23 protein-coding genes are annotated in these 20,923 nt (G+C 61.2%); 9 read left to right on the plus strand and 14 right to left on the minus strand.

The window, feature by feature from the left end; all coding sequences use genetic code 11:
- Window positions 1–70 precede the first annotated feature (70 nt).
- Together upp and WNY61_RS11100 are read left to right on the plus strand one after the other, a co-directional pair.
- The gene (upp, locus tag WNY61_RS11095; RefSeq protein ID WP_342851655.1) at window positions 71–703 is read left to right on the plus strand and encodes a uracil phosphoribosyltransferase; all 633 of its coding nucleotides are present in this window, start codon (window positions 71–73) and stop codon (window positions 701–703) included.
- An 87-nt stretch (window positions 704–790) separates the two neighbouring features.
- Window positions 791–2,233, plus strand: coding sequence for an SPOR domain-containing protein (locus WNY61_RS11100; protein WP_342851506.1), 1,443 nt, complete (start codon window positions 791–793; stop codon window positions 2,231–2,233).
- A 69-nt stretch (window positions 2,234–2,302) separates the two neighbouring features.
- Here the strand turns inward: WNY61_RS11100 and WNY61_RS11105 are convergent, their stop codons facing one another.
- Window positions 2,303–3,316 carry a hypothetical protein gene (locus WNY61_RS11105; protein WP_342851507.1) on the minus strand — a complete coding sequence of 338 codons (1,014 nt, stop codon included), beginning with the start codon at window positions 3,314–3,316 and terminating at the stop codon, window positions 2,303–2,305.
- Window positions 3,317–3,402: 86 nt separating this feature from the next.
- Window positions 3,403–5,028 (minus strand): AMP-binding protein, encoded by a 1,626-nt coding sequence (locus WNY61_RS11110; RefSeq protein WP_342851508.1) that lies wholly within the window; start codon window positions 5,026–5,028, stop codon window positions 3,403–3,405.
- 95 nt (window positions 5,029–5,123) lie between these two features.
- Between WNY61_RS11110 and WNY61_RS11115 the strand changes: the two genes are divergently transcribed.
- Window positions 5,124–6,056 carry a DMT family transporter gene (locus tag WNY61_RS11115; RefSeq protein WP_342851509.1) on the plus strand — a complete coding sequence of 311 codons (933 nt, stop codon included), beginning with the start codon at window positions 5,124–5,126 and terminating at the stop codon, window positions 6,054–6,056.
- Window positions 6,053–6,697: a sulfotransferase family 2 domain-containing protein gene (locus WNY61_RS11120; protein WP_342851510.1), complete on the plus strand. Its 645-nt coding sequence runs from the start codon at window positions 6,053–6,055 to the stop codon at window positions 6,695–6,697. Before WNY61_RS11115 ends, WNY61_RS11120 begins: the two co-directional genes overlap by 4 nt.
- Before the next feature lie 203 nt (window positions 6,698–6,900).
- Here WNY61_RS11120 and WNY61_RS11125 read toward each other — a convergent pair whose 3' ends face one another.
- The 8 genes from WNY61_RS11125 to WNY61_RS11160 all read right to left on the minus strand — a co-directional run bounded on the left by WNY61_RS11125 (window position 6,901) and on the right by WNY61_RS11160 (window position 15,085).
- On the minus strand, window positions 6,901–9,105 hold the full coding sequence (locus tag WNY61_RS11125) for a 3-hydroxyacyl-CoA dehydrogenase NAD-binding domain-containing protein (RefSeq protein WP_342851511.1): 2,205 nt from the start codon (window positions 9,103–9,105) through the stop codon (window positions 6,901–6,903).
- A 20-nt stretch (window positions 9,106–9,125) separates the two neighbouring features.
- A complete protein-coding gene (locus tag WNY61_RS11130; RefSeq protein ID WP_342851512.1) occupies window positions 9,126–9,422 on the minus strand; it encodes an acetyl-CoA acetyltransferase in 297 nt (98 codons plus the stop codon).
- A complete protein-coding gene (locus WNY61_RS11135) occupies window positions 9,422–10,636 on the minus strand; it encodes an acetyl-CoA C-acetyltransferase (RefSeq protein ID WP_342851513.1) in 1,215 nt (404 codons plus the stop codon). The genes WNY61_RS11130 and WNY61_RS11135 overlap by 1 nt, the downstream gene beginning before the upstream one ends.
- 17 nt (window positions 10,637–10,653) lie before the next feature.
- The gene (locus WNY61_RS11140) at window positions 10,654–11,292 is read right to left on the minus strand and encodes a glutathione S-transferase family protein (protein ID WP_342851514.1); all 639 of its coding nucleotides are present in this window, start codon (window positions 11,290–11,292) and stop codon (window positions 10,654–10,656) included.
- A 135-nt stretch (window positions 11,293–11,427) separates the two neighbouring features.
- A complete protein-coding gene (locus WNY61_RS11145; protein ID WP_342851515.1) occupies window positions 11,428–12,576 on the minus strand; it encodes an acyl-CoA dehydrogenase family protein in 1,149 nt (382 codons plus the stop codon).
- Window positions 12,577–12,599: 23 nt separating this feature from the next.
- On the minus strand, window positions 12,600–12,812 hold the full coding sequence (locus WNY61_RS11150; RefSeq protein WP_342851516.1) for a hypothetical protein: 213 nt from the start codon (window positions 12,810–12,812) through the stop codon (window positions 12,600–12,602).
- Window positions 12,813–12,862: 50 nt separating this feature from the next.
- The gene (locus WNY61_RS11155; protein ID WP_342851517.1) at window positions 12,863–14,644 is read right to left on the minus strand and encodes an acyl-CoA dehydrogenase C-terminal domain-containing protein; all 1,782 of its coding nucleotides are present in this window, start codon (window positions 14,642–14,644) and stop codon (window positions 12,863–12,865) included.
- 39 nt (window positions 14,645–14,683) lie between these two features.
- Entirely contained in the window at window positions 14,684–15,085 is a 402-nt protein-coding gene (locus tag WNY61_RS11160) for a MerR family DNA-binding transcriptional regulator (protein WP_342851518.1), read from the minus strand.
- Between the two features lie 189 nt (window positions 15,086–15,274).
- Between WNY61_RS11160 and WNY61_RS11165 the strand changes: the two genes are divergently transcribed.
- Together WNY61_RS11165 and WNY61_RS11170 are read left to right on the plus strand one after the other, a co-directional pair.
- Window positions 15,275–16,036 (plus strand): LuxR C-terminal-related transcriptional regulator, encoded by a 762-nt coding sequence (locus WNY61_RS11165; RefSeq protein WP_342851519.1) that lies wholly within the window; start codon window positions 15,275–15,277, stop codon window positions 16,034–16,036.
- A 102-nt stretch (window positions 16,037–16,138) separates the two neighbouring features.
- Complete coding sequence (locus WNY61_RS11170; RefSeq protein WP_342851520.1) at window positions 16,139–16,369, plus strand: hypothetical protein; 231 nt, start codon at window positions 16,139–16,141, stop codon at window positions 16,367–16,369.
- A 21-nt stretch (window positions 16,370–16,390) separates the two neighbouring features.
- Here WNY61_RS11170 and WNY61_RS11175 read toward each other — a convergent pair whose 3' ends face one another.
- On the minus strand, window positions 16,391–16,771 hold the full coding sequence (locus WNY61_RS11175; protein WP_342851521.1) for a MerR family DNA-binding transcriptional regulator: 381 nt from the start codon (window positions 16,769–16,771) through the stop codon (window positions 16,391–16,393).
- A 118-nt stretch (window positions 16,772–16,889) separates the two neighbouring features.
- Here WNY61_RS11175 and WNY61_RS11180 point away from each other — a divergent pair, with 118 nt between their 5' ends.
- The 3 genes from WNY61_RS11180 to WNY61_RS11190 are packed head-to-tail and all read left to right on the plus strand — an operon-like array spanning window position 16,890 to window position 19,196.
- Window positions 16,890–17,312 carry a PaaI family thioesterase gene (locus WNY61_RS11180; RefSeq protein ID WP_007119078.1) on the plus strand — a complete coding sequence of 141 codons (423 nt, stop codon included), beginning with the start codon at window positions 16,890–16,892 and terminating at the stop codon, window positions 17,310–17,312.
- Complete coding sequence (locus WNY61_RS11185) at window positions 17,309–17,821, plus strand: PaaI family thioesterase (protein ID WP_342851522.1); 513 nt, start codon at window positions 17,309–17,311, stop codon at window positions 17,819–17,821. Before WNY61_RS11180 ends, WNY61_RS11185 begins: the two co-directional genes overlap by 4 nt.
- A 37-nt stretch (window positions 17,822–17,858) precedes the next feature.
- Entirely contained in the window at window positions 17,859–19,196 is a 1,338-nt protein-coding gene (locus WNY61_RS11190) for an MATE family efflux transporter (protein WP_342851656.1), read from the plus strand.
- On the opposite strand, the gene arsC is transcribed toward WNY61_RS11190, so the two are convergent.
- Genes arsC through WNY61_RS11205 form a run of 3 tightly spaced genes read right to left on the minus strand, consistent with a single transcriptional unit; the run spans window position 19,193 to window position 20,921 of the window.
- A complete protein-coding gene (arsC, locus tag WNY61_RS11195; RefSeq protein WP_342851523.1) occupies window positions 19,193–19,534 on the minus strand; it encodes an arsenate reductase (glutaredoxin) in 342 nt (113 codons plus the stop codon). The two genes, WNY61_RS11190 and arsC, sit on opposite strands and share 4 nt — an antisense overlap.
- Window positions 19,531–20,571, minus strand: coding sequence for a quinone-dependent dihydroorotate dehydrogenase (locus tag WNY61_RS11200; protein WP_342851524.1), 1,041 nt, complete (start codon window positions 20,569–20,571; stop codon window positions 19,531–19,533). The genes arsC and WNY61_RS11200 overlap by 4 nt, the downstream gene beginning before the upstream one ends.
- Window positions 20,571–20,921 carry a DUF952 domain-containing protein gene (locus WNY61_RS11205; RefSeq protein WP_342851525.1) on the minus strand — a complete coding sequence of 117 codons (351 nt, stop codon included), beginning with the start codon at window positions 20,919–20,921 and terminating at the stop codon, window positions 20,571–20,573. The genes WNY61_RS11200 and WNY61_RS11205 overlap by 1 nt, the downstream gene beginning before the upstream one ends.
- Between the last annotated feature and the right edge of the window lie 2 nt (window positions 20,922–20,923).

Below are 20,923 nucleotides of genomic sequence, written 5' to 3' on the forward strand. Positions count from 1 at the left end.
CTTTGCTTGCGAGCGGGGCACTTGTACGGCTAGAAGCAAGGCAACTAAAGGAGCCTGCCGCATGACCGATATCCCCAACCACCTCACGATCGTCGACCACCCGCTGGTGCAGCACAAGTTGACCATCATGCGCGACAAGGACACGCCCACAGCGGTGTTCCGGCAATTGCTGCGCGAGATCAGCCAGCTTTTGGCCTATGAGGTCACGCGCGGTCTGCCCATGACGACCAAACGCATCGAAACCCCGATGCAAGAGATGGACGCGCCGACGCTAGACGGCAAAAAGCTGGCGCTGATCTCGATCCTGCGGGCGGGCAATGGTCTGATGGACGGTGTGCTGGAACTGATCCCATCGGCGCGGGTCGGGTTTGTAGGCCTCTACCGGGACGAAGAGACGCTTAAGCCGGTGCAGTACTACTTCAAAGTGCCCGAAGGGCTGGATGACCGTCTGGTGATTGCCGTCGATCCGATGCTCGCCACCGGCAACTCCTCTGTTGCAGCGATTGATTTGCTGAAACAAGCGGGCGCCACGAATATCATCTTCCTTTGCCTGCTGGCTTCGCCCGAAGGGGTGGCCACGATGAAGAAAGCGCATCCGGATGTGCGGATCGTCACGGCCTCGCTGGACGAAGCGCTGAACGAGAAGGGATATATCATTCCGGGTCTCGGCGATGCGGGCGACCGGATGTTTGGCACCAAGTGATCAGGTAAAATCAGCAATGTAGCGCGCGGCGCTTTACTCAGGTCGCGCGCTGATGCATCGTTCTACCAGATAGTGTGGGGGCATTAGATGACACTTACCAGAAGTATTGCCATGGCGATGATCGTCGCTGCGTTGGGCGTCGGCGGATCGCAGTCGCAGGCCCAAGACAGCCGCAGTCAACCAGCAGAATTTCCGCCGTCCTCTTACAAGGGCAAGCAGTATGTCGACAGCGCGGGCTGCGTATTCATTCGCGCAGGGATCGACGGCAACGTGTCATGGGTACCGCGTATGAGCCGGGCACGAGAACAGGTTTGTGGCTTCCAGCCAACCGGTGGCGTGCAAACGGCAGCGGCCCCCCCGGCGAAGGTCGCAGCGGCTGAAAAGGTTGCGGTTGAGCCGACACCCGCCAAGCCAGCTCCGACCCGCGTGACAGAAGCACCAGCCGCCACGGCAACAGCGCGCAAAGCGCCGGTGGCCCGCCCCGCACCGCAAAAGGTCGTGCGCCGGGTGGCCCCTGCGCCGGTACGCACCGCCGCGCCCGTCGTCGTACGTCAAACCGCCCCGCGCCCTGTGCCCGTGGTACCGAGCAAACCTGTCACCTTGGCAGCGCCTACATTTGAGGGCACAGCTTGTCCCAACGCGTCGCCCTTGTCACAACGATACATGCGGCGCGGCGCTGGCTATAGCGTGCGCTGTGGCCCGCAGGCCGAGCCGATCGTGACGGGCCGATTTGCGCCCTCGAGCCCACAGCGCGGCACAGCACCGCAGCCCTACCGCAGCGCGGGTATGATGCCCGGCGTTGTCGCAGCACCTGCACGGATCGTGACGCCTGTTGCAGTCACTGCCCCGGTGGTCAGCGCGCCGCCAGCCAAGGCCGTAGGCACCCAGACGCGGATCGTGCCGAAACATGTGGCGATCAACCGTTTGAACACCACCAATGTCAAAGTCCCACACGGCTATAAAAAGGTTTGGGAAGACGACCGTCTGAACCCGCACCGGGCCGAGCAGACCTTGGAAGGCCGCGCTGACATGCTGCTGGTCTGGACCCAGACCGTGCCGCGCCGTTTGGTGAACAAGGCCACCGGCGAAGACGTGACTGCCAAAGTGCCGCTGATCTACCCCTATCTTGATATCGAAACACAGCGTCGCAAACTGGGGCTGGTCAAGATTGTTGAGCGGGACGGCCAAGTGGTGAAACGCGTGGTGCGCTACCGCAATGCCGCCCCGGTTCATCGTGACGCGCGCCCGATCAAAGCAGAGCCGGTCTATTCCAGCCGGTCGACCCCTGTGCCACAGCCAAGCGCAAACGCGGGTTACGTTCAGGTCGGTGTCTTTGGCAGCCCGGCCAATGCCCAACGCGCGGCACGCCAGATCGCCGGTATGGGCCTGCCTGCCCGCATCGGCAAACAGACTCGCGGTGGCAAGACCTATCACAGCGTTCAGGCCGGTCCTATCGCGGGTGGGTCGGTTCAATCGGCGGTAAGCCAGCTGCGCCGTGCGGGATACCGCGACGCCTACCTGCGCCGCTGAGCGTATTGCGAAGACAACAAAGGCCAGCCGTGGTTCCTCCCGGCTGGCCTTTTGCGTTGTGCGGGTCGGTCAACCGCCGCAGATGTTCTGTAATCTCAGCCAATCGGCATCCGACAAAAGCGGCGCGGTGAGCTTGCCGCTCATCGGATCGCCTTCGATCAGGGGCAGGGTGGTTTCGCCCGTGATGTCGCGCGCATAGCCATAAGGGGTACTGCGCAACTCGGCCTTGGCAAAGCGGGCCAGCTGCATGTCGACCTGCGGTTTGGCAGCCGGGCGCAACAACAGTTGCTCAGCATAGGCATCAAGCGCTTCTGAGGAGATATCGCCGGTGGTCAACAGTCGGAAGTTCTCGCGCAGGCCAACCGCCTCTAGCAGCGCGCGCAAGGGGTCATGTTCCACCCGCAGGACATCTTCGGTCAACACATAGCCCGCGGCGACGTCTGGTTCTTCGTGATCTTCCAGCACCGCGCGGTCGAGCACGATAAGGCGTCCGGGCAGATGAAGGCTCGGACGGGTCATATCGGGCAGGATCGCCACGCGTCCCACCTCCAACCGTTTGGAGAGGCGTGACAGCGCCGCACTGCCCCCCGCGCTTTCGCAGGCAGGGCCAGAGACCCGTTCAAGCCGTTTCAGCAGCGCGGTGCCCAAGGAGGTGCGTTTAACGTCTGGGACCACTTTTATGGCGTGATCGCGCAGTGCGCCGGGCATCCAGAACACCGCGAGCGCGGCCACCACGGCCACCGACGCCACCATGCCCACCCACCGCAAGCGGCCCGGTTTTGGGCGGCTGCGGTTGATTGCGCGGCGCAGCTTTTCGATGGCCTCGATCATCTGGGTCTCATCGTCGGGCAGTTCCAGCGTCTCACCCGGATCACCGTCAGGATGATAGAGCGCGGGCAGTTGCCCTGCGTTGGCCCGCTCGATCGCCGCAAGCGACCAATGTGTCAGCGCCTGATCTTTGAGATCACTGATCACCAGCGTCGCATCACCAATGGATACGATCACCTCGCGTCGCTGCGCATCGGGCGTAGCGCGCCAAAGGCCCGTCGCTTCGAGCCGGGCGTATTTTGTCAAGGCGGTCATGGGGTTCTGCTGCGGGCCTGTCAATTTTCGCCACTCTACCACGCGCTGCGGGATCAGCAATGGGAGGTGACATAATGCGCCCCGACTTAGAGCGCTGCGGCCCGTTTTCGAAGTTCGAATTTCTGTATCTTCCCGGTGGAGGTTTTAGGCAACTCGCCAAAGACCACGCGCTTGGGGGTTTTAAATCCGGCAAGGCTTTTACGGGTGAAGGCAATCAGCGCACTTTCACTGACCTCTGACCCCGGTTTTATCTCAACAAAAGCGCAGGGCACCTCGCCCCATTTGTCATGCGGTTGCGCCACCACGGCGGCCAGATTAACCGCATCGTGACCCATCAAGACGCCCTCAACCTCAACGCTCGAGATGTTCTCTCCGCCAGAAATGATGATGTCCTTGGCCCGGTCAGAGATTTGGATATAGCCGTCGGGATGCTGCACCGCGATGTCGCCGGAATGAAAATACCCGCCTGCAAAGGCCTCTGCCGTTGCTTCAGGGTTCTTAAGATAACCTTTCATCACCGCATTGCCCCGGATCATGATCTCACCCTGCGCTTTGCCATCGCGCGGGGTCTGGGACATCTCGGCGTCCGTGACGGTGATCTCTTCCATCATCGGCATGGCGATGCCTTGGCGCGCCTTGATCAGCGCGCGTTCGGGTTCTGACAGCCCGTCCCAATCCGCTTGCCACAAGCATTCGGTGACATGGCCAAAGGTTTCTGTGAGGCCGTAAACCTGTGTGACGTTAAAGCCCAGTTTCTCAATCTTCGATAAGGTCGCGGGGGCGGGGGGCGCACCAGCGGTGAAGACTTCGACCGTATGATCAAAGGCGCGGCGGTCTTCCTGAGCAGCGTTGACCAACATGTTCAGCACAATCGGCGCGCCGCCAAAATGGGTGACGCCGTGATCGGCGATGGCGTCATAGATCGCCGCCGCTGTGATGTCGCGGCAGCACACCAACGTGCCGCCCAAAAGCGGCATCATCCAAGTGTGGTTCCAGCCGTTGCAGTGAAACAGCGGCACGATCTGCATAAAAACCGGGCGCAGGACCATCTGCCATGAGACGACCGTGCCCATTGTCATCAGATAGGCCCCCCTGTGGTGGTAGACCACGCCCTTGGGTCGCCCCGTGGTGCCGGAGGTGTAGTTCAGTGCGAGGCTTTCCCATTCGTCCTGCGGCATGATCCAGTCGAAGGCGGGGTCGGCCTCGGCCAGCAGGTCTTCGTAGAGCGGATGCCGCCCGGTGGCAGGGTGGCCAGCCGCAGTGTCAGGCACCTCAATGATGGCTGGTGGTGTGCCCTCCATCGCGGCGCAGGCAGCTTCGGCGAGGGCAATAAATTCGCTGTCGACCAGCAGCACCACAGCGCCGCCATGTTCAAGGATGTAGGACACCGTGCCCACATCGAGCCGGATGTTGATGGTATTAAGCACGCCGCCACAGGCGGGCACGCCGAAATGCGCTTCGGCCTGTGCGGGCAAGTTGGGGATCAGCGTGGCGACGACATCGCCGGGCGTGACACCCATCTCAGCGAGGGCTGAGGCCAGCCGAGTGCAACGCTCATGGTACTGCGCATAGGTGGCGTGGTGGTTGGCATAGATCACCGCCGTTTGGGTCGGAAAGACCTGTGCCGCGCGGCGTAGATGTGACAGCGGCGTCAGCGGCACAAAGTTCGCCGCGCATTTATCCAGTCCACGCTCGTCTGTCATCCACCCCATGCGACCCCTCCCAAGGCATTGGTTGCGATTTAGGGTTGAGTATTGCTGCTGAGGCGTGACTTTGAAAAGAGGGCAAGACGCGAAAAGGACGATTGATGCAGGACGTAGCGGTAAAATCAGGCATGGCGGCGCTATGCGCGGTGGGCGGCATGGCGGCATTGGGGCTCACGGATAACTTTGTGCCCTATATTTCCGAGCGCGGCTCGCTCTGGCAGTTCCATTTTGTGCGTGGGATCATGGCGGTGGCGATCCTTGCTGTGTTGGCGGCTTTTGGCCTTGGCATATTGCGCCCGCTGCGGTTCTGGGCCGTGGCGGGCCGCAGCCTGTTTCAGGCCGGGGCCATGTTGATCTATTTCGGTTGTCTGGCCTTTTTGCCTATTGGCGTGGTGGTGGCGGGGCTTTTCACATCGCCGCTCTTCGTGTTGCTGATCTCGGCCCTATTTCAGGGCAAGCGCGTCGGGCGCTGGCGGTGGGGCGCGGTGGCCGTGGGGTTTGCCGGAGCGCTAATGGTGATCCGCCCTGATCCAAGTGACCTTGATCCCGTGGCCTTCCTACCGCTGTTGGCCGGGGTGCTCTACGCCATCGGTGCTGTGGCAACGCGGGCGTGGTGCGAGGGCGAAAGCACCATGGTCATGACCGCCGGGTTCTTTGGCATGTTGGCGGTGATGGGCGGGATTGGCATGGCGGTCTTGCCGGGCGCCGAGGTGACGGGCGCGCAAGGGTTCGTCAGCCGCACATGGGGGCCGCTGGACGGAGCGATGTGGTTCTGGATCGCGGTTCAGGCCGTGGGCTCGCTGGTGGGCATTGGGCTGTTGGTCCGCGGCTACCAATTGGGCGAGGCCGGGCATGTGGCAATATTTGAGTATTCGTTGCTAATTTTCGCCAGTTTTTGGGCCTGGGTGCTTTGGGGGCAGACGGTCTCAGCGCTTGGCTTTGTTGGCATGGCGCTGATTGCGTTGGCAGGCGCGGTGATTGCCCTGCGCAGCGATGAGCCTTCGACCCTGCGCGCGCCGGAGGCGGTCGAGTGATCATCAGCCGCAGCCGTCGCTATGCCTTTGTACATATTCCTAAAACTGGGGGCACTTCGCTGGCCTTGGCGCTGGAGGGGCGGGCGATGAAGGACGATCTGATGCTGGGCGACACGCCAAAAGCGCTGAAGCGGCGGCGGCGGTTGCAAGGGGCGCAGGCGGCGGGGCGGTTGTGGAAGCATTCCACGCTGGCAGACATCGACGGGCTGGTATCGGCGGAGGAGTTGGACGGGTTGTTCTGTTTCACGCTGGTGCGCAACCCGTGGGATCGGGTGGCAAGCTATTACCGCTGGCTGCGCGGGCAAGGGTTTGAGCATTCGGCGGTGCATCTGGCCAAGGCGGAGAATTTTGCAGGGTTCCTGCGGCATCCGCAGACACAGGCGAGTTTGCGGGCGTGGCCAGCGCAGCGATATATGCAAGATGCGGCAGGGCAGGAGCGCTGTGATCTCTATATCCGGTTGGAGCATTTCGGGGCGGACGCGCAGCCGTTGTTTGACCATCTTGGGTTTGAACTGGAGTTGCCTCGGGCGAACGCTTCGGCTCAGGGGGGGGCGGACTATACGCCAGCGTTGCGCGATATCGTGGCCGATGTCTGCGCCGAGGATATCGCGCGGTTTAGCTACGCTTACGGCGGCTCCTAAGCCCGGGATCAAGCCGCAGGCGCCGGGCCATCGCCTGCCCGTCCCGGCGGGCTGGCGATTTGGTGAGGCTTGGCGCAACTCTGTGAAATCACGCCGAGGCTGAGCCATAAAGTGGCACGGATCAACGTCTCAATCGCCACCCCACGGACAGGCGATGGCCCTTGTGACCCAATAAAAAGGGGGCGCCGAAGCGCCCCGATCTCTTATGCTGCTTTTGAAGCATCCGGGTTGAACCGCCCGTAAAAGCTCTGCCCCTTCTGCGCCATCTCGCGCAGCAAGTCAGGGCAAGCAAACCGCTCACCGAACTTCTCGGTCAACTGATCACAACGTTCCGCCGCATAGGGCGCGCCGATCATGTCGAGCCAGCTCAGCGGACCACCGGACCAAGGCGCAAAGCCCCAGCCAAGGATCGCGCCGACATCCCCCTCGCGGATGTCCATCAACACGCCTTCTTCCAGCGCGCGGACGGCTTCCAAGACCTGCGAGAAGAGCAGACGGTGCTGCACCTCGATCAGATCGGGCTGTTCGTCGGCCACGGGGTATTTGTCCCCCATGCCCTTCCACAGTCCCTCGCGCTTGCCCTTGGCGTCATAGCTGTAGAAGCCCGCGTTCGCTTTGCGGCCCAGACGGCCCTCTTCTTCCATCCAGAACACCAGCGGATCAAGGTCGTCGTTCGGGTATTCATCCCCCATCGCCGCCTTGGTCGCGCGGGCGATCTTGGCGCCGAGGTCGATAGAGGTCTCGTCCATCAGCTGCAGCGGTCCCAGCGGCATGCCGACGAGCTTGGCCGCATTCTCGATCAGCGCAGGCTCAACACCCTCTTGGACCATGCGCACACCTTCGTTGATGTAAGGAATGATGCAGCGGTTGGCGTAGAAGAAGCGCGCGTCATTGACCACGATCGGGGTCTTGCGGATCTGGCGCACATAGTCGAGCGCCTTGGCCACGGCCCGGTCGCCGGTCTGCTTGCCCTTAATGATCTCCACCAGCAGCATCTTTTCAACGGGCGAGAAGAAGTGGATGCCGATGAACTGCTCCTGACGGCTCGACGCTTTCGCCAGATCAGTGATCGGCAGGGTCGAGGTGTTGGAGGCGAAGATGCAATCCTCGGGGATCACGGCTTCGACCTTTTGGGTCATCTCGGCCTTCACCTTGGGGTCTTCAAACACCGCTTCGATGATCAGATCGCAGTCCTTCAGCGCGTCCAGTTCGGTGGTCGCGGTAATCAGCTTCAGCGCGGCCTCTTTCTTCTCCTCGGTTGATTTCTTCCGGGCAATGCCCTTGTCGAAATAGCTCGCGGAGTAGGCCTTGCCTTTGTCAGCGGCTTCTTGGGTCTGGTCGATCAGTACGACTTCGATGCCCGCTTGCACCGACACCAGCGTGATGCCTGCACCCATCATGCCTGCACCCAGAACGCCCAGTTTCTTCACGCGCTGGTCCGGCACACCTTCAGGACGCACAGCACCCTTCTCCAACGCTTCTTTGTTGAGGAAAAGCGAGCGGATCATATTGCCCGACGACGGGTTCATCAGAACATTGGTGAACCAGCGCGCTTCGATCTTGAGCGCCGTGTCGAAAGGCACCAAGGCCCCTTCATAGACGGCCGACAGTAGCGCTTTGGCGGCGGGATACACACCCTGCGTCTTGCCGTTGACCATGGCCGAGGCCCCGACAAAGGTCATGAAACCCGCTGGATGATAAGGCGCGCCACCGGGCATTTTGTAGCCCTTGGCATCCCATGGCTTGATCAGATCAGCGTCCTTGGCGCTCAACACCCAATCGCGCGCGGCGGCCATCGGGTCGTCGCTGACCTCATCAATGATCCCGGCCTTCTGTGCAGCAGCAGGCGCGACCATCTTGCCTTCCAAAAGGAAGGGCGAGGCCGCCATGGCGCCCAACTTGCGCACCATCCGCGTGGTGCCACCGGCGCCGGGGAAGATGCCGACGAGGATTTCCGGCAGGCCGATCCGCGCCTTAGGATTGTTGGCCGCAAACGTCCGATGCGTGGACAGAGGCAGTTCCAAACCAATGCCCGCCGCCGTGCCGGGGATCACACAGGCCACCGGCTTGCCGCCCTTGTTGGTCTTTGGGTCCATGCCGGCGCGCTCGATCTTGCGCAGCAGGGCGTGCATTTTCATCGTGCCCTCGAACAGCCCCTTGGCCGGATCGTCGCCTGCGTCTTCCTTCATCTTCGCCAGCAGGTTCAGGTCCATGCCACCGGCAAAAGAGCCTTCCTTGCCAGAGGTGATGATGATGCCTTTCACGGCGTCATCGGCCAGCGCGTCGTCAATGTGCGTTTCCAGGTCGCGCAGTCCGTCAAAGGACATCACGTTCATGCTCTTGCCCGGCACGTCCCAAGTGATGGTGGCGATGCCCTCGGCGTCTTTATTCAATGTAAAATCGGTCATTGTTCTCTCCCTCAAATGGGTTAGGGGCGCTGAAACGTGTAGTCAGCGAATTTTTCCAGCAGCGTCTCGATCAGGGCCAGCGTGGCGTCGGGGCCCGCGTCGCAGTCATCGGCGCTGAGCAGGAGGCGTTTGGACTGGCCAAAGGCTTCGCGGTCAAAGCTGTCGCTGGGATCATCGCGGTGTTTGAAAAACAGCGCGGGATCGGTGCTATAGAGCCGCACATAATCGCCACCGCGTTCAACCTTGATCTGCAAGTCCGGCGTGCCACGGGTTGCGGCAAGCGCCGCAACCGCGTGGAAAGGATGATCCGAGGCCATTAGACGCGCTCGATGATGGTTGCGGCACCCATGCCGGACGCGATGCAGAGCGTGGCGAGGCCCACTTCCTTGTCCGCGCGCTCCATCTCATCGAGCAGAATGCCGATGATCATGGCACCCGTAGCGCCCAGCGGGTGACCCATCGCGATCCCGCCGCCGTTCACGTTCACCTTGCTGTCGTCCACATCAAAGGCCTGCATGAAGCGCAGGACCACGGCGGCAAAGGCTTCGTTGACCTCAAACAGATCAATGTCGCCGATGGTCATGCCGTTGTCGTTGAGGATTTTTTCGGTCACCGGCACCGGGCCGGTCAGCATGATGGTCGGGTCGGTGCCGATCTTGGCCGTGGCGCGGATACGGGCGCGGGGCTTCAGACCGTGCTGTTCGCCAAACTCCTTGTTGCCGATCAACACAGCAGCGGCGCCGTCAACGATGCCAGACGAGTTGCCCGCATGGTGGATGTGGTTGATCCGCTCCAGATGCGGGTATTTCATCAGCGCGATCTTGTCGAAGCCGGGCATGACTTCGCCCATCTGCTGGAAGGCAGGGTTCAAGCCGCCAAGTGACTGCATGTCGGTTTGCGGGCGCATGTATTCGTCACGATCAAGGATCGCGAGGCCATTCTGATCGCGCACGGTGATGACCGATTTGTCAAAGCGCCCCTCGTCCCAAGCCCGCGCCGCGCGCTGCTGAGACTGCATGGCCAATTGATCCGCCTCATCGCGGGTAAAGCCGAACTCGGTGGCGATAATGTCCGCCGAGATGCCCTGCGGGACGAAGTATTTCTCCATCGCCAGCGTCGGGTCCACTGCAATCGCTGCCCCGTCCGCGCCCATCGCGACACGGCCCATCATTTCAACACCGCCGGCAATATAGCCATTGCCCGCGCCGCCTTTGACTTGGTTGGCGGCAAGGTTCACAGCCTCCATGCCCGAAGCACAGAAACGGTTGATCGCCAAACCGGGGATGCGTTCATCCAGATCAGAAGCCAGCACCGCCGAGCGCGCAAGACAGCCACCCTGTTCCATCACCTGTGTGACGTTACCCCAGATCACGTCTTCAACGGCGTAACCTTCCAGATTATTGCGCTCTTTTAGTGCATTCAGTGTCAAAGCCGAAAGCCGCAGCGAAGTAACCTCGTGCAAAGCGCCGTCCTTGCGGCCCTTGCCGCGGGGGGTGCGCAGGGCGTCGTAGATGTAAACGTCTTGGGTCATATTCATGTCCTCCGGGATCAAGCGCGGTCAGCAGGGCTGCCGGGCATCAGGTCGTATGGGGCTTTCCAGCCCGGTGTTTCGCTCAGACGCGTGAGCCACGCGTCGATATGCGGCCAGTCGCTGCGGTCGAACCCGAAAGGTTCGGGGTAGTAAAGATACCCGCAACAGCTCAGGTCCGCATTGGTCAGCTCGTCGCCCACGATCCAGTCGCGGCCGTCGAGATGGTCGTTCAGCACGCCGTAGGCTGCCTTAAGCCGTCCTTGGCTAAAGGCGATGACCTCTGCAGGGCGTTTGTCCTCGGGTAGAAAGTTCATCAGAAAACGTGTCATCCCGGCAACGCCACTAAGCTTGTGGTTATCCCATAGCACCCACCGCAGGATTTCACGCCGTTCCGTCGCGTCGCGCCCGCCGAATTTGCCTGACTTTTCCGCTACGTAATCCTGAATCACGCCCGATTGCGTGAGCCGCAGATCGCCGTCAATCATCACCGGTGCTTCGCCCATGTTATTGATCTGCGCGCGGTAGTCCGGCTGGCGCGTCTGGCCGCCAAAGAAGTCGACCTTGACCGGCTCCCAGTCCAGTCCGGCCAGTTCAAGTGCAAGCGCAGCTTTGTAAGCATTACCGGATTCACCAAAGCAATAGAGCTGAATGGTCATGTGTCTTTTCTCCTCATTCTGTTGGCGCCCGCTGCACATTCGGACGGTATTTTTAAAAGGATGAAGGGGCAGGGTGTGCCATATCTTCATCCTTTCTCAAATACCTCTGCGCAACGGTCGGGCCCTGGCGCGCTGTTAAAGGTTGCGCGCGATCAGTTCCTTCATGATCTCATTGGTGCCACCATAGATCCGTTGCACCCGCGCGTCGGCCCACATTTCGCCAACGGCATATTCCTGCATGAAGCCGTAGCCGCCGTGCAGTTGCAAGCAGGCGTCGAGCACTTCGCCTTGAGTGTCGGTGAGCCAATATTTTTGCATTGCGGCTTTATCGACAGTCAACTCGCCGCGCAGATGTTCGGCGATGCATTCGTCAAGGAATGCCCGCGATACCGCGGTTTTGGTTTTGACTTCGGCCAGTTGGAAGCGGGTGTTCTGGAACTGGGTCAGCGGACCGCCAAAGGCTTCGCGTTCTTTGCAGTAGGCGATCGTACGCGCCACGGCGCCTTCCATGGCACCCACCGCGCCGCAGCCGATGATCAGCCGTTCTTGGGGAAGCTGCTTCATCATCTGGTAGAAGCCTTGGCCTTCTTCTTGGCCGAGAATGTTTTCGGGCGGGATTTCGACATTGTCGAAGAACAGTTCCGAGGTGTCGGCGGCGTGCAGGCCGATTTTGTCGAGGTTGCGGCCGCGTTGGAAACCCTGTGCCCCGTCGGTTTCGACGACGACGAGCGAGACGCCTTTGGAGCCTTCCTTCGGGTCGGTCTTGGCGGCGACGATGATCAGGTTGGCGTGCTGGCCGTTGGTAATGAAGGTCTTTTGGCCCGAGAGCTTATAGGCGTTTCCGTCGCGCACGGCTTTGGTCTTGATCCGCTGCACGTCCGAGCCGGTGGAGGGTTCGGTCATCGCCAGCGCGCCGACCAGCTCGCCCGAGACCATTTTGGGCAGCCAGCGCTTCTTTTGATCTTCGGTGCCATAGGCGAGGATGTAATGCGCCACGATCCCCGAGTGGATGCCGTGCCCCCATGAGGCGAGGTTGGCGCGGGAGCCTTCGATCAGGATGGCGGCTTCGTGGCCGAAATCACCGCCTGCGCCGCCGTATTCTTCGGGCACCGAGGGGCAGAGCAGGCCGAGCTCACCGGCTTGGGCCCATGTCTCGCGGTCCATCTGGCCTTGCTTGCGCCATTTCTCGAACTTGGGTGCCCATTCGGTGTTGATGAACTGCGCCGTCATATCGGCGATCATCTGGTGTTCGTCGGTCATCCATTTGGATGTTGAGTTCTGCATCTTCTGGCCCCCTCCCCAAGGGTTCAGCGTTTGCGACTTTCCAGTTCGGCGTTGAACAGGCGCAGCCGCGCGGTCAGGTTTTCTTCATTCATGACCGAGTTAAAATTCTCGAACAGGAACGACAGTGCTTCACCTTCATCAAGACCTGCATCCGTGCTGAACTTTTTGAGCCTGCGGTAGCCTTCTTCGGTCATGGCGATCGGAAAACGGCGGGTCAGGCGAAAGCGTTTGGGCATGGTCTCTCCGGGTGTTGGGCAGGGTGGGGGACAGGCCCCCACCACCCGTTTTAGAAGTTTGCGGCCTCCAGCGCCATGACAGTATCCGCGCCCGATTGGATGCGGGTCAGGTGTAGGGCCGTGGCGGGCAGTTGCCGTGCCATATAGTAGCGCCCGGTCGCGAGCTTCGTCTCGTAGAACGTGGCGTCGCCGCTGCCGTTCTTCAACGCCTCTTTCGCCGCCAGACCCATCTTGGCCCACATCAGGCCCAAGCAGACATGGCCGAACATATGCATGAAGTCGTTGGAGCCCGCGAGCGCGTGGTTGGGGTTCTTCATGCCGTTTTGCATGAAGTACATGCCCGCTGATTGCAGGTCCTTGCTGGCCGCTTTGAGCGGGTCAAGGAAGGCCGCGTCGAACTCGGCATCTTGGCCGGCGTTGTCCTTGATGAAGCCTTTGATCAGGTCAAAGAAGGCCATGACGTGTTTGCCGCCGTCCTGCGCCAATTTGCGGCCTACGAGGTCAAGCGCTTGCACGCCGTTGGCACCTTCGTAGATCTGCGCGATACGGGCGTCGCGGGTGAATTGGGACATGCCCCATTCTTCGATATAGCCGTGGCCGCCGTAAACCTGCTGGGCCTTTACGGTCATGTCGTAGCCTTGGTCGGTCAGGAAGCCTTTGATGACTGGGGTCAGCAGCGACACGAGGCCATCAGCGTCTTTGTCATCGGCGCGGTGAGCCGCGTCGATCATTGTCGCACCCCAGAGGATGAAGGCGCGGGCGGCTTCGACGAAGCTTTTCTGATCCATCAGCGAGCGGCGGATGTCGGGGTGCACGATCAGCGGATCGGCGGCTTTCTCGGGGGCCACGGCACCGGTCACGGCGCGGCCTTGCAGGCGATCATTGGCGTAGATCACGGCGTTTTGGTAAGCTACTTCGGCCTGTGCCAGACCCTGCATGCCGACGCCGACGCGGGCTTCGTTCATCATGGTGAACATGGCGCGCATGCCCTTATGCTCGGTGCCCAGCAGATAGCCGGTCGCGCCGTCGTAGTTCATCACGCAGGTGGAGTTGCCGTGGATGCCCATCTTTTCTTCGATGGAGCCGACGGAGACGCCGTTGCGTTCACCCAAGGAACCGTCTTCGTTGACCATGAACTTCGGCACGATGAAGAGCGACACGCCCTTGATGCCCTCTGGGCCGCCTTCGATCTTGGCCAGCACCAGATGGATGATGTTGTCGGCCATGTCGTGTTCGCCGGACGAAATAAAGATCTTCTGGCCGGAGATTTTGTAGCTGCCGTCGTCTTGGGGGGCGGCTTTGGTGCGCATCAGGCCCAGATCGGTGCCGCAATGCGGCTCGGTCAGGTTCATGGTACCGGTCCATTCGCAGGAGACCATCTTGGGCAGATAGGTGTCTTTATGCGCGTCGGTGCCATGGGCGAGGATCGCAGAGGCCGCGCCGTGGGTCAGGCCTTGGTACATGGTAAAGGCTTGGTTCGCGGCGGAAAACATCTCGCCGACAGCCGTGCCGATGACATAGGGCATGTTCTGCCCACCGTATTGTTCGGGCATGTCGAGACCGGGCCAGCCGCCTTCTTTGACCTTCTCAAAGGCTTCTTTGAACCCCTTGGGCGTATAGACCACGCCATTCTCCAGACGGCAGCCTTCCTTGTCGCCCACGGCATTGAGCGGGGCGAGGACTTCGGAGGTCAGCTTGCCCGCTTCATCAAGGATGGCGGAGGTGAAATCAGGCTCCAGCTCGTCATAGCCGGGGGTCTTGCTTTCGGTGACTTTCAGCACGTCATGCAGGACGAATTGCAGGTCTTTGGTGGGGGCTGTGTAGCTGGGCATCTAAGGCTCTCCGGGTGGTCTTTTTAATAGTGCTAATAATTATTCAGCGGCGCGGCGCGGCTGGTTCATGGAGGCAATCATCTTTTCCCCCCATTTCAACTGGTCCTTGAGGTCATCAATCGCCTCGTTCAGCTCTTCGCGGCGCGATTCTAGATCGGCCAAGCGGGCGCGGGCCACGTCATAGGCGGCGGCGATTTGAGTCTGCTGTTGGTCGCCCATGTGGTATAGGTCGAGCAACTGGCGAATTTCTTCGAGGCTGAACCCAAAACGTTTGCCGCGCAGGATCAGCTTGAGCCGGGCGCGATCGCTTTTGGTGAACAGCCGTTTTTGACCTTCCCGCAGTGGGAAGAGCAACTCTTTCGCCTCATAGAAGCGCAGGGTGCGGGGGGTTACTTCAAAGGCGTCGCACATCTGGCGAATGGTCAGCGTGTCGGCGGTCATCTCATCACTCTCCAATGGTCGTTTCAGGACTTTAGGTGGGGACTGGCGTTTCTGATACAACGGAAGCTGACGTTGACGTAAGCGATACGTTGCGTCACTTTGCGCGCGAGGTAACGACCGTTTGGTTTGACATACGCTGTGGGGGCGGGCTGTCCGCTCCACGGCGCTGGGCATCGGAGTGGACGGGAGATGATCGACCTCAGTCAACATAGTCCTAAAACGCTGGATGAGCTGGTTCAGTGTTGTCAGGACGCTAAGACCGCAGCGAGCCTATTGGCTTGTGGGCTGGCCTATTATCAACCGTGTGGGATCGATTTGGTGAGCTATCATGGCGATAGCGCAGGCGCGCCAGCAATCCTCTATCGGTATGAGGCGACGGGTGCAGAGCCGCCCCGGTGGCATTCGCGATTCTTAGATGTCGAAAAATTGCGCGAAAGCCCTGTCGAGGCCATAGCCCGACAGCAGGTTCTGCCGGTCTATTGGTCAGCCGTGTCCAAAGAAGCCCGCCTTACCCGCGCTGAGCGTGCATATATGGAAAGGCTACTGGGGCGGTATCCAAATGACGGCATTTCCCTAAAGGTCCACGGGCCTGGCGGAGATTCTGCCGTCGTGGGGCTGGGATTTGCGGCGAAACAGGCGCGTTTGTCACCGATTGCGCTCTATAAACTCCTTTGTGCCGCCCAGATTGCGCACCTGCGGTATTGCGCTTTGGCCGAGAGCCAATCGCCCCGTGATTTTGGCCTCTCTCCGCGTGAAATTGAGGTGTTGGAGTGGATTGCTACCGGCAAAAGCAACGGTGTCATCGCTGAGATACTTGGGATTTCCCCGCATACGGTGGATACGATCGTGCGCCGAATTTTTGCTAAGCTCGACGTAAACGATCGTACCACCGCAGCCATTCGGGGGCTGGGGGCAGGACTGCTGCGCCGTCCAAAAGACAACGCGCCGTAACGGGTGCCATAATAGCGTGCTGTGCTGTCGCGTGACTGCGTGACATGACCCCGGCGGGGGCGCTCTGTAGGGCAGGGAACTTGACCTAGAAAGGCGTGAGGTATGTCAGACGAAGACGAGAAAACAGGCACGGGTAACGGGACTGGAAACGGTTCCGACCATAAGACGCGCCAACGCGTGGTCACGGACCTTAAAGCCGCTTCGGAGATCATTGAAAATAGCGCCTTTGATTTGGCCGGAGCCACAAACCCAGATACGGTGTCTGACCTCATTCGCATTGCGGCTGATTTACAAATGCTCATCGGGCAGCTGTCTCAGCGCAGCAGCCACTGAACTTTCGCAGGAGGGCGGGGGTTAGCCTTGGCCCGATCCGATTGCTGCGGCGGTGTCATTACGCAGCTTTTGCAATTCTGCCATCGCTTCGTCCAACTGACGGCGTTGCTCGGCCAATTCCGACAGTTGCCCATCCGCCATAGTCACCCAAGCGCGCATCTGTGCCTCTGTGCCCTCTTTCTCGTAGATCAACAGCCACTGGCGGATGTCTTCCAGCGCAAAGCCAAACTTGCGGCCGCGCAGGATCAGCTTCATCCGCGCGCGTTCGCGCGGGCCATAGAAACGAGAGCGCCCTTCGCGGTGCGGCTGTAGCAATTCGATATATTCGTAATAGCGCAAGGTGCGTGGCGTCACGTCGAATGCGGCGCACATCTCTTTGAATGTCAGGCGTTCATCGTCCAAAGTGTTTTCCCCCTTCAGGCAAAGTATTGTCAGCCGCGGGGATGCGCAACAGGTGGTCTTGCCCTTTCGCTATCCCCCCGTGATAAAGGTCGAAATCAGATACACGAGGTCGAGCCACATGTCGGACAAGTTGAAGATGGCACGACAGTTCATTCAAGCGTTGCCCCATTCGATGGCGCTTGGGATGGAGCTGCAGGAGCTGGGCGACGGCTCTGCCGAGATCACGATGCCCTATGATGAAAAACTTATCGGCGACCCGAAAACTGGCGTGATCAGCGGCGGGGCGGTCTCGGCCTTGATGGACACCTGTTGTGGGGCCGCAGTGATGAGCCATCCCAGCAATCCCGCCGCGACGGCCACGATGGATCTGCGCATTGAATACCTGCGCGCGGCAAAGCCGGGCCAGACGATAACGACCCGCGCGACTTGCTATCACGTTACCCGCTCGGTCGCCTTTGTGCGCGCCACGGCGACTGATGAAGATGCCGAAAACCTTGTCGCCACGGCCACCGGAACCTTCACTGTGGAGGGCCACAAATGACCAAACATCGCAAGCCAGAGCCAGTGCAGGTCGTCAAACAGCGCCGCGACGGGGTGCTGCGCGCCATGGTAGAAGGCGTGCCCTATATCCGTTTTCTTGGCATCGAGTTTGAGCGCCGCGGCGATGAGTTGACTGGGGTCATGCCCTTTTCCGAGCAGTTGATTGGCAACCCTATCCTGCCCGCGCTGCATGGCGGCGCAACGGCTGCGTTTCTTGAGGTGACAGCGATCATCACGCTGAGCTGGGGTTTGATCTGGGAAGACATGGAAAGCGGCGCGCTTGATCTGGATAATCTGGACAGTGACCACCTGACACGGCTGCCAAAGACGATTGATTTCACAGTGGATTACTTGCGCACCGGCCTGCCACGCGACGCGTATGCGCGGGCGCGGATTAACCGCTCGGGACGGCGCTATGCCTCGGTTCATGCTGAGGCGTGGCAGGACAACCGCAGCCGTATATTTGCACAGGCCACCGGCCATTTCCTAATGCCGCAACGGCGTGGCTGAGGCGGGACCAGAGGCCGAGCCGCTCACCGACGCTGAGGTGCGCGCGGTTGAGCGTGGCACACTGGCCGCGCGTGATGTGGTGACCCATCGCCGGGTCCTCAAGATTGCCCTGCCCATCGTGATTTCCAACGCCACTGTGCCGATCCTCGGCGCGGTCGATACGGGCGTGGTGGGCCAGTTGGGCGCAGCGGCCCCCATCGGCGCGGTCGGGCTGGGGGCGATCATCCTTTCGGCGCTCTATTGGATTTTCGGCTTTCTGCGGATGGGCACCGTCGGGCTGACCGCGCAGGCGGCGGGCAATGGCGAAGAAGGAGAAGTCGCGGCTCTTTTGACGCGCGGCCTGCTGATCGGCGCGGGCGCGGGGCTCGTGCTCATGGCGCTGCAATGGCCGCTGTTCTGGGCCTCCTTTCAGGTCGCCCCTGCCTCTGCCGAAGTCGAAGGGCTGGCGCGGCAATATATGGCGATCCGCATCTGGTCTGCGCCTGCCGCCATTTCGATCTATGCGATCACCGGCTGGCTGATCGCCCAAGAGCGCAGCCGCGCTGTGCTGGTACTTCAGGTCTGGATGAACGGGCTGAACATCCTGCTTGATCTGTGGTTTGTGCTGGGTCTTGGCTGGGGTGTCGAGGGCGTGGCGATTGCCACCTTCCTTGCGGAATGGAGCGGGGCCATCTTCGGGCTGTGGTTCTGCCGGGCGGCCTTTGCCGGGGTGGCTTGGCGGGACTGGGCGCAGGTCTTTGACGGGCCGCGCTGGAAACGGATGATGCAGGTGAACACTGACATCCTGATCCGCTCGCTGCTTTTGCAGGCGATCTTTGTCTCGTTCCTTTTCATGGGGTCGGGCCTGGGCGATGTAACCTTGGCCGCCAATCAGGTGCTGCTGCAATTCCTGATGATCACCGCTTACGGCCTTGATGGTTTCGCCTTTGCTGCCGAAGCGATCGTGGGCCGGGCGTTCGGCGCGGGCCAGCGTGAGGTTCTGCGGCGCGGGGCGTTGCTGACCTCGGGCTGGGCGCTGTTGGTGAGTGCTGTGATGGCCGTGGCCTTTGCGGTTGGCGGCGGCATAATCATCGACCTGATGGCCAAAGCGCCCGACGTGCAAGACCTCGCGCGGGTCTATTTGCCCTATATGGTTGCGGCGCCGCTGTTGGGCTGTGCGGCCTTCATGCTCGATGGGATCTTCATCGGCGCCACCCGATCACGCGATATGCGCAATATGATGCTGGTGTCGTTCTTGATTTATGTCGCCGTAGCGTTGCTGCTGGTGCCGAGTCTGGGCAACCACGGGTTGTGGATTTCGCTGCTGGTGTCCTTCGTGGTGCGGGGCGTCACATTGGGCCTGCGCTACCCCGCGTTGGAGCGCGCGGCGGGTTAGAGCAGCACCCGTACCGCTTCGGGCGGGCGGCCAATCACGGCGCGACCTTGGGCAAAGGCGATGGGGCGTTCGATCAGGATCGGATGGGCGGCCATCGCATTGAGCAACATGTCTTCGGGGCTGTCCTTGGTCAGGTTCAACTCTTTAAAGACCTTTTCGCCCGTCCGCAGCATCTCGATAGCGCGCAGGCCGAGGGTGTCGCGGGCGGCCACGATCTCATCCCGTGTCGGCGCGTCTTCGAGATAGCGGCGGACGGTCACGGGCACTCCGGCTTCTTCAATCAACGCCAGCGTCTGGCGGGACTTTGAGCAGCGCGGGTTGTGCCACAGGGTGATCATAGCCAGTCCTCGCGCTTGCTGCCCACGGCCTCGGCCACAGTGGCTAAGCCATCGCGGGCGAGCAGCGTCTCCAGCCCGGAGGTGATCTCACGCACCAGTCCAAGGCCGCCAAACACCAGCGCGGTATAGAGTTGCAGGGCCGAGGCACCTGCGCAGATCTTGGCGTAAGCGGTTTCGGCGTCTGATACGCCACCAACCCCGATCAGCGGGATGTCGGTCAGCCCGGCGAGCCGTGCCAGAACGCGGGTCGAGCGCTCAAACAGCGGTGCGCCGGAAAGGCCACCGGCCTCGCTCGCGTGGGCACTGGCAAGACCGGTTCGGTCAAGTGTGGTATTGGTTGCGATAATGGCAGCGACGCCCGAATTTTGGGCAACCTCGGCCACTTCCTCAATCTCCACAGGGCTGAGATCGGGGGCTATTTTCAGGAACACGGGCGTCGCACCGCGCACCTCCATCACCCCTTCGAGCAGGGCCGACAGCGCCGCTTTGCCCTGAAGATCGCGCAGCTTCTCGGTATTGGGGGATGAGACGTTGACCGTGGCGAAATCGACGTGATTGCGTGCGGCGGTCATCACGCGGGCGAAATCAGCGGCGCGGTCGGGGCTGGTTTTGTTCGCGCCAAGGTTCAGCCCCACCGGAACGCCAGCGCCGCGCTGCGAAAGCCGCGCGCAGATCGCCTCCATCCCGTCGTTGTTAAAACCGAAGCGGTTGATCGCCGCGCGGTCTTCGGTCAGGCGAAACAGACGCGGGCGTGGGTTGCCGGGTTGGGGCAGGGGCGTGGCAGCCCCCACTTCGATAAAGCCAAATCCAGCCCGGCTGAGCGGAGCCACAGCGGTCGCGTTCTTGTCAAAGCCCGCGGCCAGTCCTACGGGGTTCGGCAGATCAAGCCCGGCGATCGTTGTGTGCAGCCGGGGAGAGGTTTCCGGACCGGGAGCTGGGGCAAGGCCCGCCCGTAAAGCACGGATCGCCAGACCATGGGCCGCTTCAGGATCAACCCGGTGCAGCGCGCTGAGGCCCATTTTTTCGATCAGCGGCATCATGCGCCTGCTTCGCCTAGACCGGCGGGGAATTCATGCGCGCCGTCTACCAGTGGCAAGGGCTGCGCCCAAACCACATCGCCCAGTTTAAGCTGGCGGTAGAGATGCGGAAACAACGCGCCCCCGCGCGAGGGCTCCCATTTCAGCGCATTGCCCAGCGTCTCGGCCTCAACGGCGAGCAGGAAGAGCCCATCGACCCCCGCGAAATGTTTGGCGGCAGTCTCTTCAGCCTGTTCGGCGGTTGAGAAATGCACATAGCCATCGGTCACATCAATCGGCGCCCCATCGGTGGCCCCGTTCTTGCGCAGCGCCGCCCATTCGTCGGCGCGGAATATCTTAAAAATCAGCATGA

The organism is Sulfitobacter sp. AS92 (genome assembly GCF_038900015.1).
GTDB lineage: Bacteria > Pseudomonadota > Alphaproteobacteria > Rhodobacterales > Rhodobacteraceae > Sulfitobacter.

Excerpts from the sequence above, each read along its gene's own strand:
- WNY61_RS11100 (WP_342851506.1), top strand. The coding sequence starts at position 791 with ATGACACTTACCAGAAGTATTGCCATGGCGATGATCGTCGCTGCGTTG.
- WNY61_RS11105 (WP_342851507.1), bottom strand. The coding sequence starts at position 3,316 with ATGACCGCCTTGACAAAATACGCCCGGCTCGAAGCGACGGGCCTTTGG.
- WNY61_RS11110 (WP_342851508.1), bottom strand. The coding sequence starts at position 5,028 with ATGGGGTGGATGACAGACGAGCGTGGACTGGATAAATGCGCGGCGAAC.
- WNY61_RS11115 (WP_342851509.1), top strand. The coding sequence starts at position 5,124 with ATGCAGGACGTAGCGGTAAAATCAGGCATGGCGGCGCTATGCGCGGTG.
- WNY61_RS11125 (WP_342851511.1), bottom strand. The coding sequence starts at position 9,105 with ATGACCGATTTTACATTGAATAAAGACGCCGAGGGCATCGCCACCATC.
- WNY61_RS11130 (WP_342851512.1), bottom strand. The coding sequence starts at position 9,422 with ATGGCCTCGGATCATCCTTTCCACGCGGTTGCGGCGCTTGCCGCAACC.
- WNY61_RS11135 (WP_342851513.1), bottom strand. The coding sequence starts at position 10,636 with ATGACCCAAGACGTTTACATCTACGACGCCCTGCGCACCCCCCGCGGC.
- WNY61_RS11140 (WP_342851514.1), bottom strand. The coding sequence starts at position 11,292 with ATGACCATTCAGCTCTATTGCTTTGGTGAATCCGGTAATGCTTACAAA.
- WNY61_RS11145 (WP_342851515.1), bottom strand. The coding sequence starts at position 12,576 with ATGCAGAACTCAACATCCAAATGGATGACCGACGAACACCAGATGATC.
- WNY61_RS11150 (WP_342851516.1), bottom strand. The coding sequence starts at position 12,812 with ATGCCCAAACGCTTTCGCCTGACCCGCCGTTTTCCGATCGCCATGACC.
- WNY61_RS11155 (WP_342851517.1), bottom strand. The coding sequence starts at position 14,644 with ATGCCCAGCTACACAGCCCCCACCAAAGACCTGCAATTCGTCCTGCAT.
- WNY61_RS11160 (WP_342851518.1), bottom strand. The coding sequence starts at position 15,085 with ATGACCGCCGACACGCTGACCATTCGCCAGATGTGCGACGCCTTTGAA.
- WNY61_RS11165 (WP_342851519.1), top strand. The coding sequence starts at position 15,275 with ATGATCGACCTCAGTCAACATAGTCCTAAAACGCTGGATGAGCTGGTT.
- WNY61_RS11170 (WP_342851520.1), top strand. The coding sequence starts at position 16,139 with ATGTCAGACGAAGACGAGAAAACAGGCACGGGTAACGGGACTGGAAAC.
- WNY61_RS11180 (WP_007119078.1), top strand. The coding sequence starts at position 16,890 with ATGTCGGACAAGTTGAAGATGGCACGACAGTTCATTCAAGCGTTGCCC.
- WNY61_RS11185 (WP_342851522.1), top strand. The coding sequence starts at position 17,309 with ATGACCAAACATCGCAAGCCAGAGCCAGTGCAGGTCGTCAAACAGCGC.
- arsC (WP_342851523.1), bottom strand. The coding sequence starts at position 19,534 with ATGATCACCCTGTGGCACAACCCGCGCTGCTCAAAGTCCCGCCAGACG.
- WNY61_RS11200 (WP_342851524.1), bottom strand. The coding sequence starts at position 20,571 with ATGCCGCTGATCGAAAAAATGGGCCTCAGCGCGCTGCACCGGGTTGAT.
- WNY61_RS11205 (WP_342851525.1), bottom strand. The coding sequence starts at position 20,921 with ATGCTGATTTTTAAGATATTCCGCGCCGACGAATGGGCGGCGCTGCGC.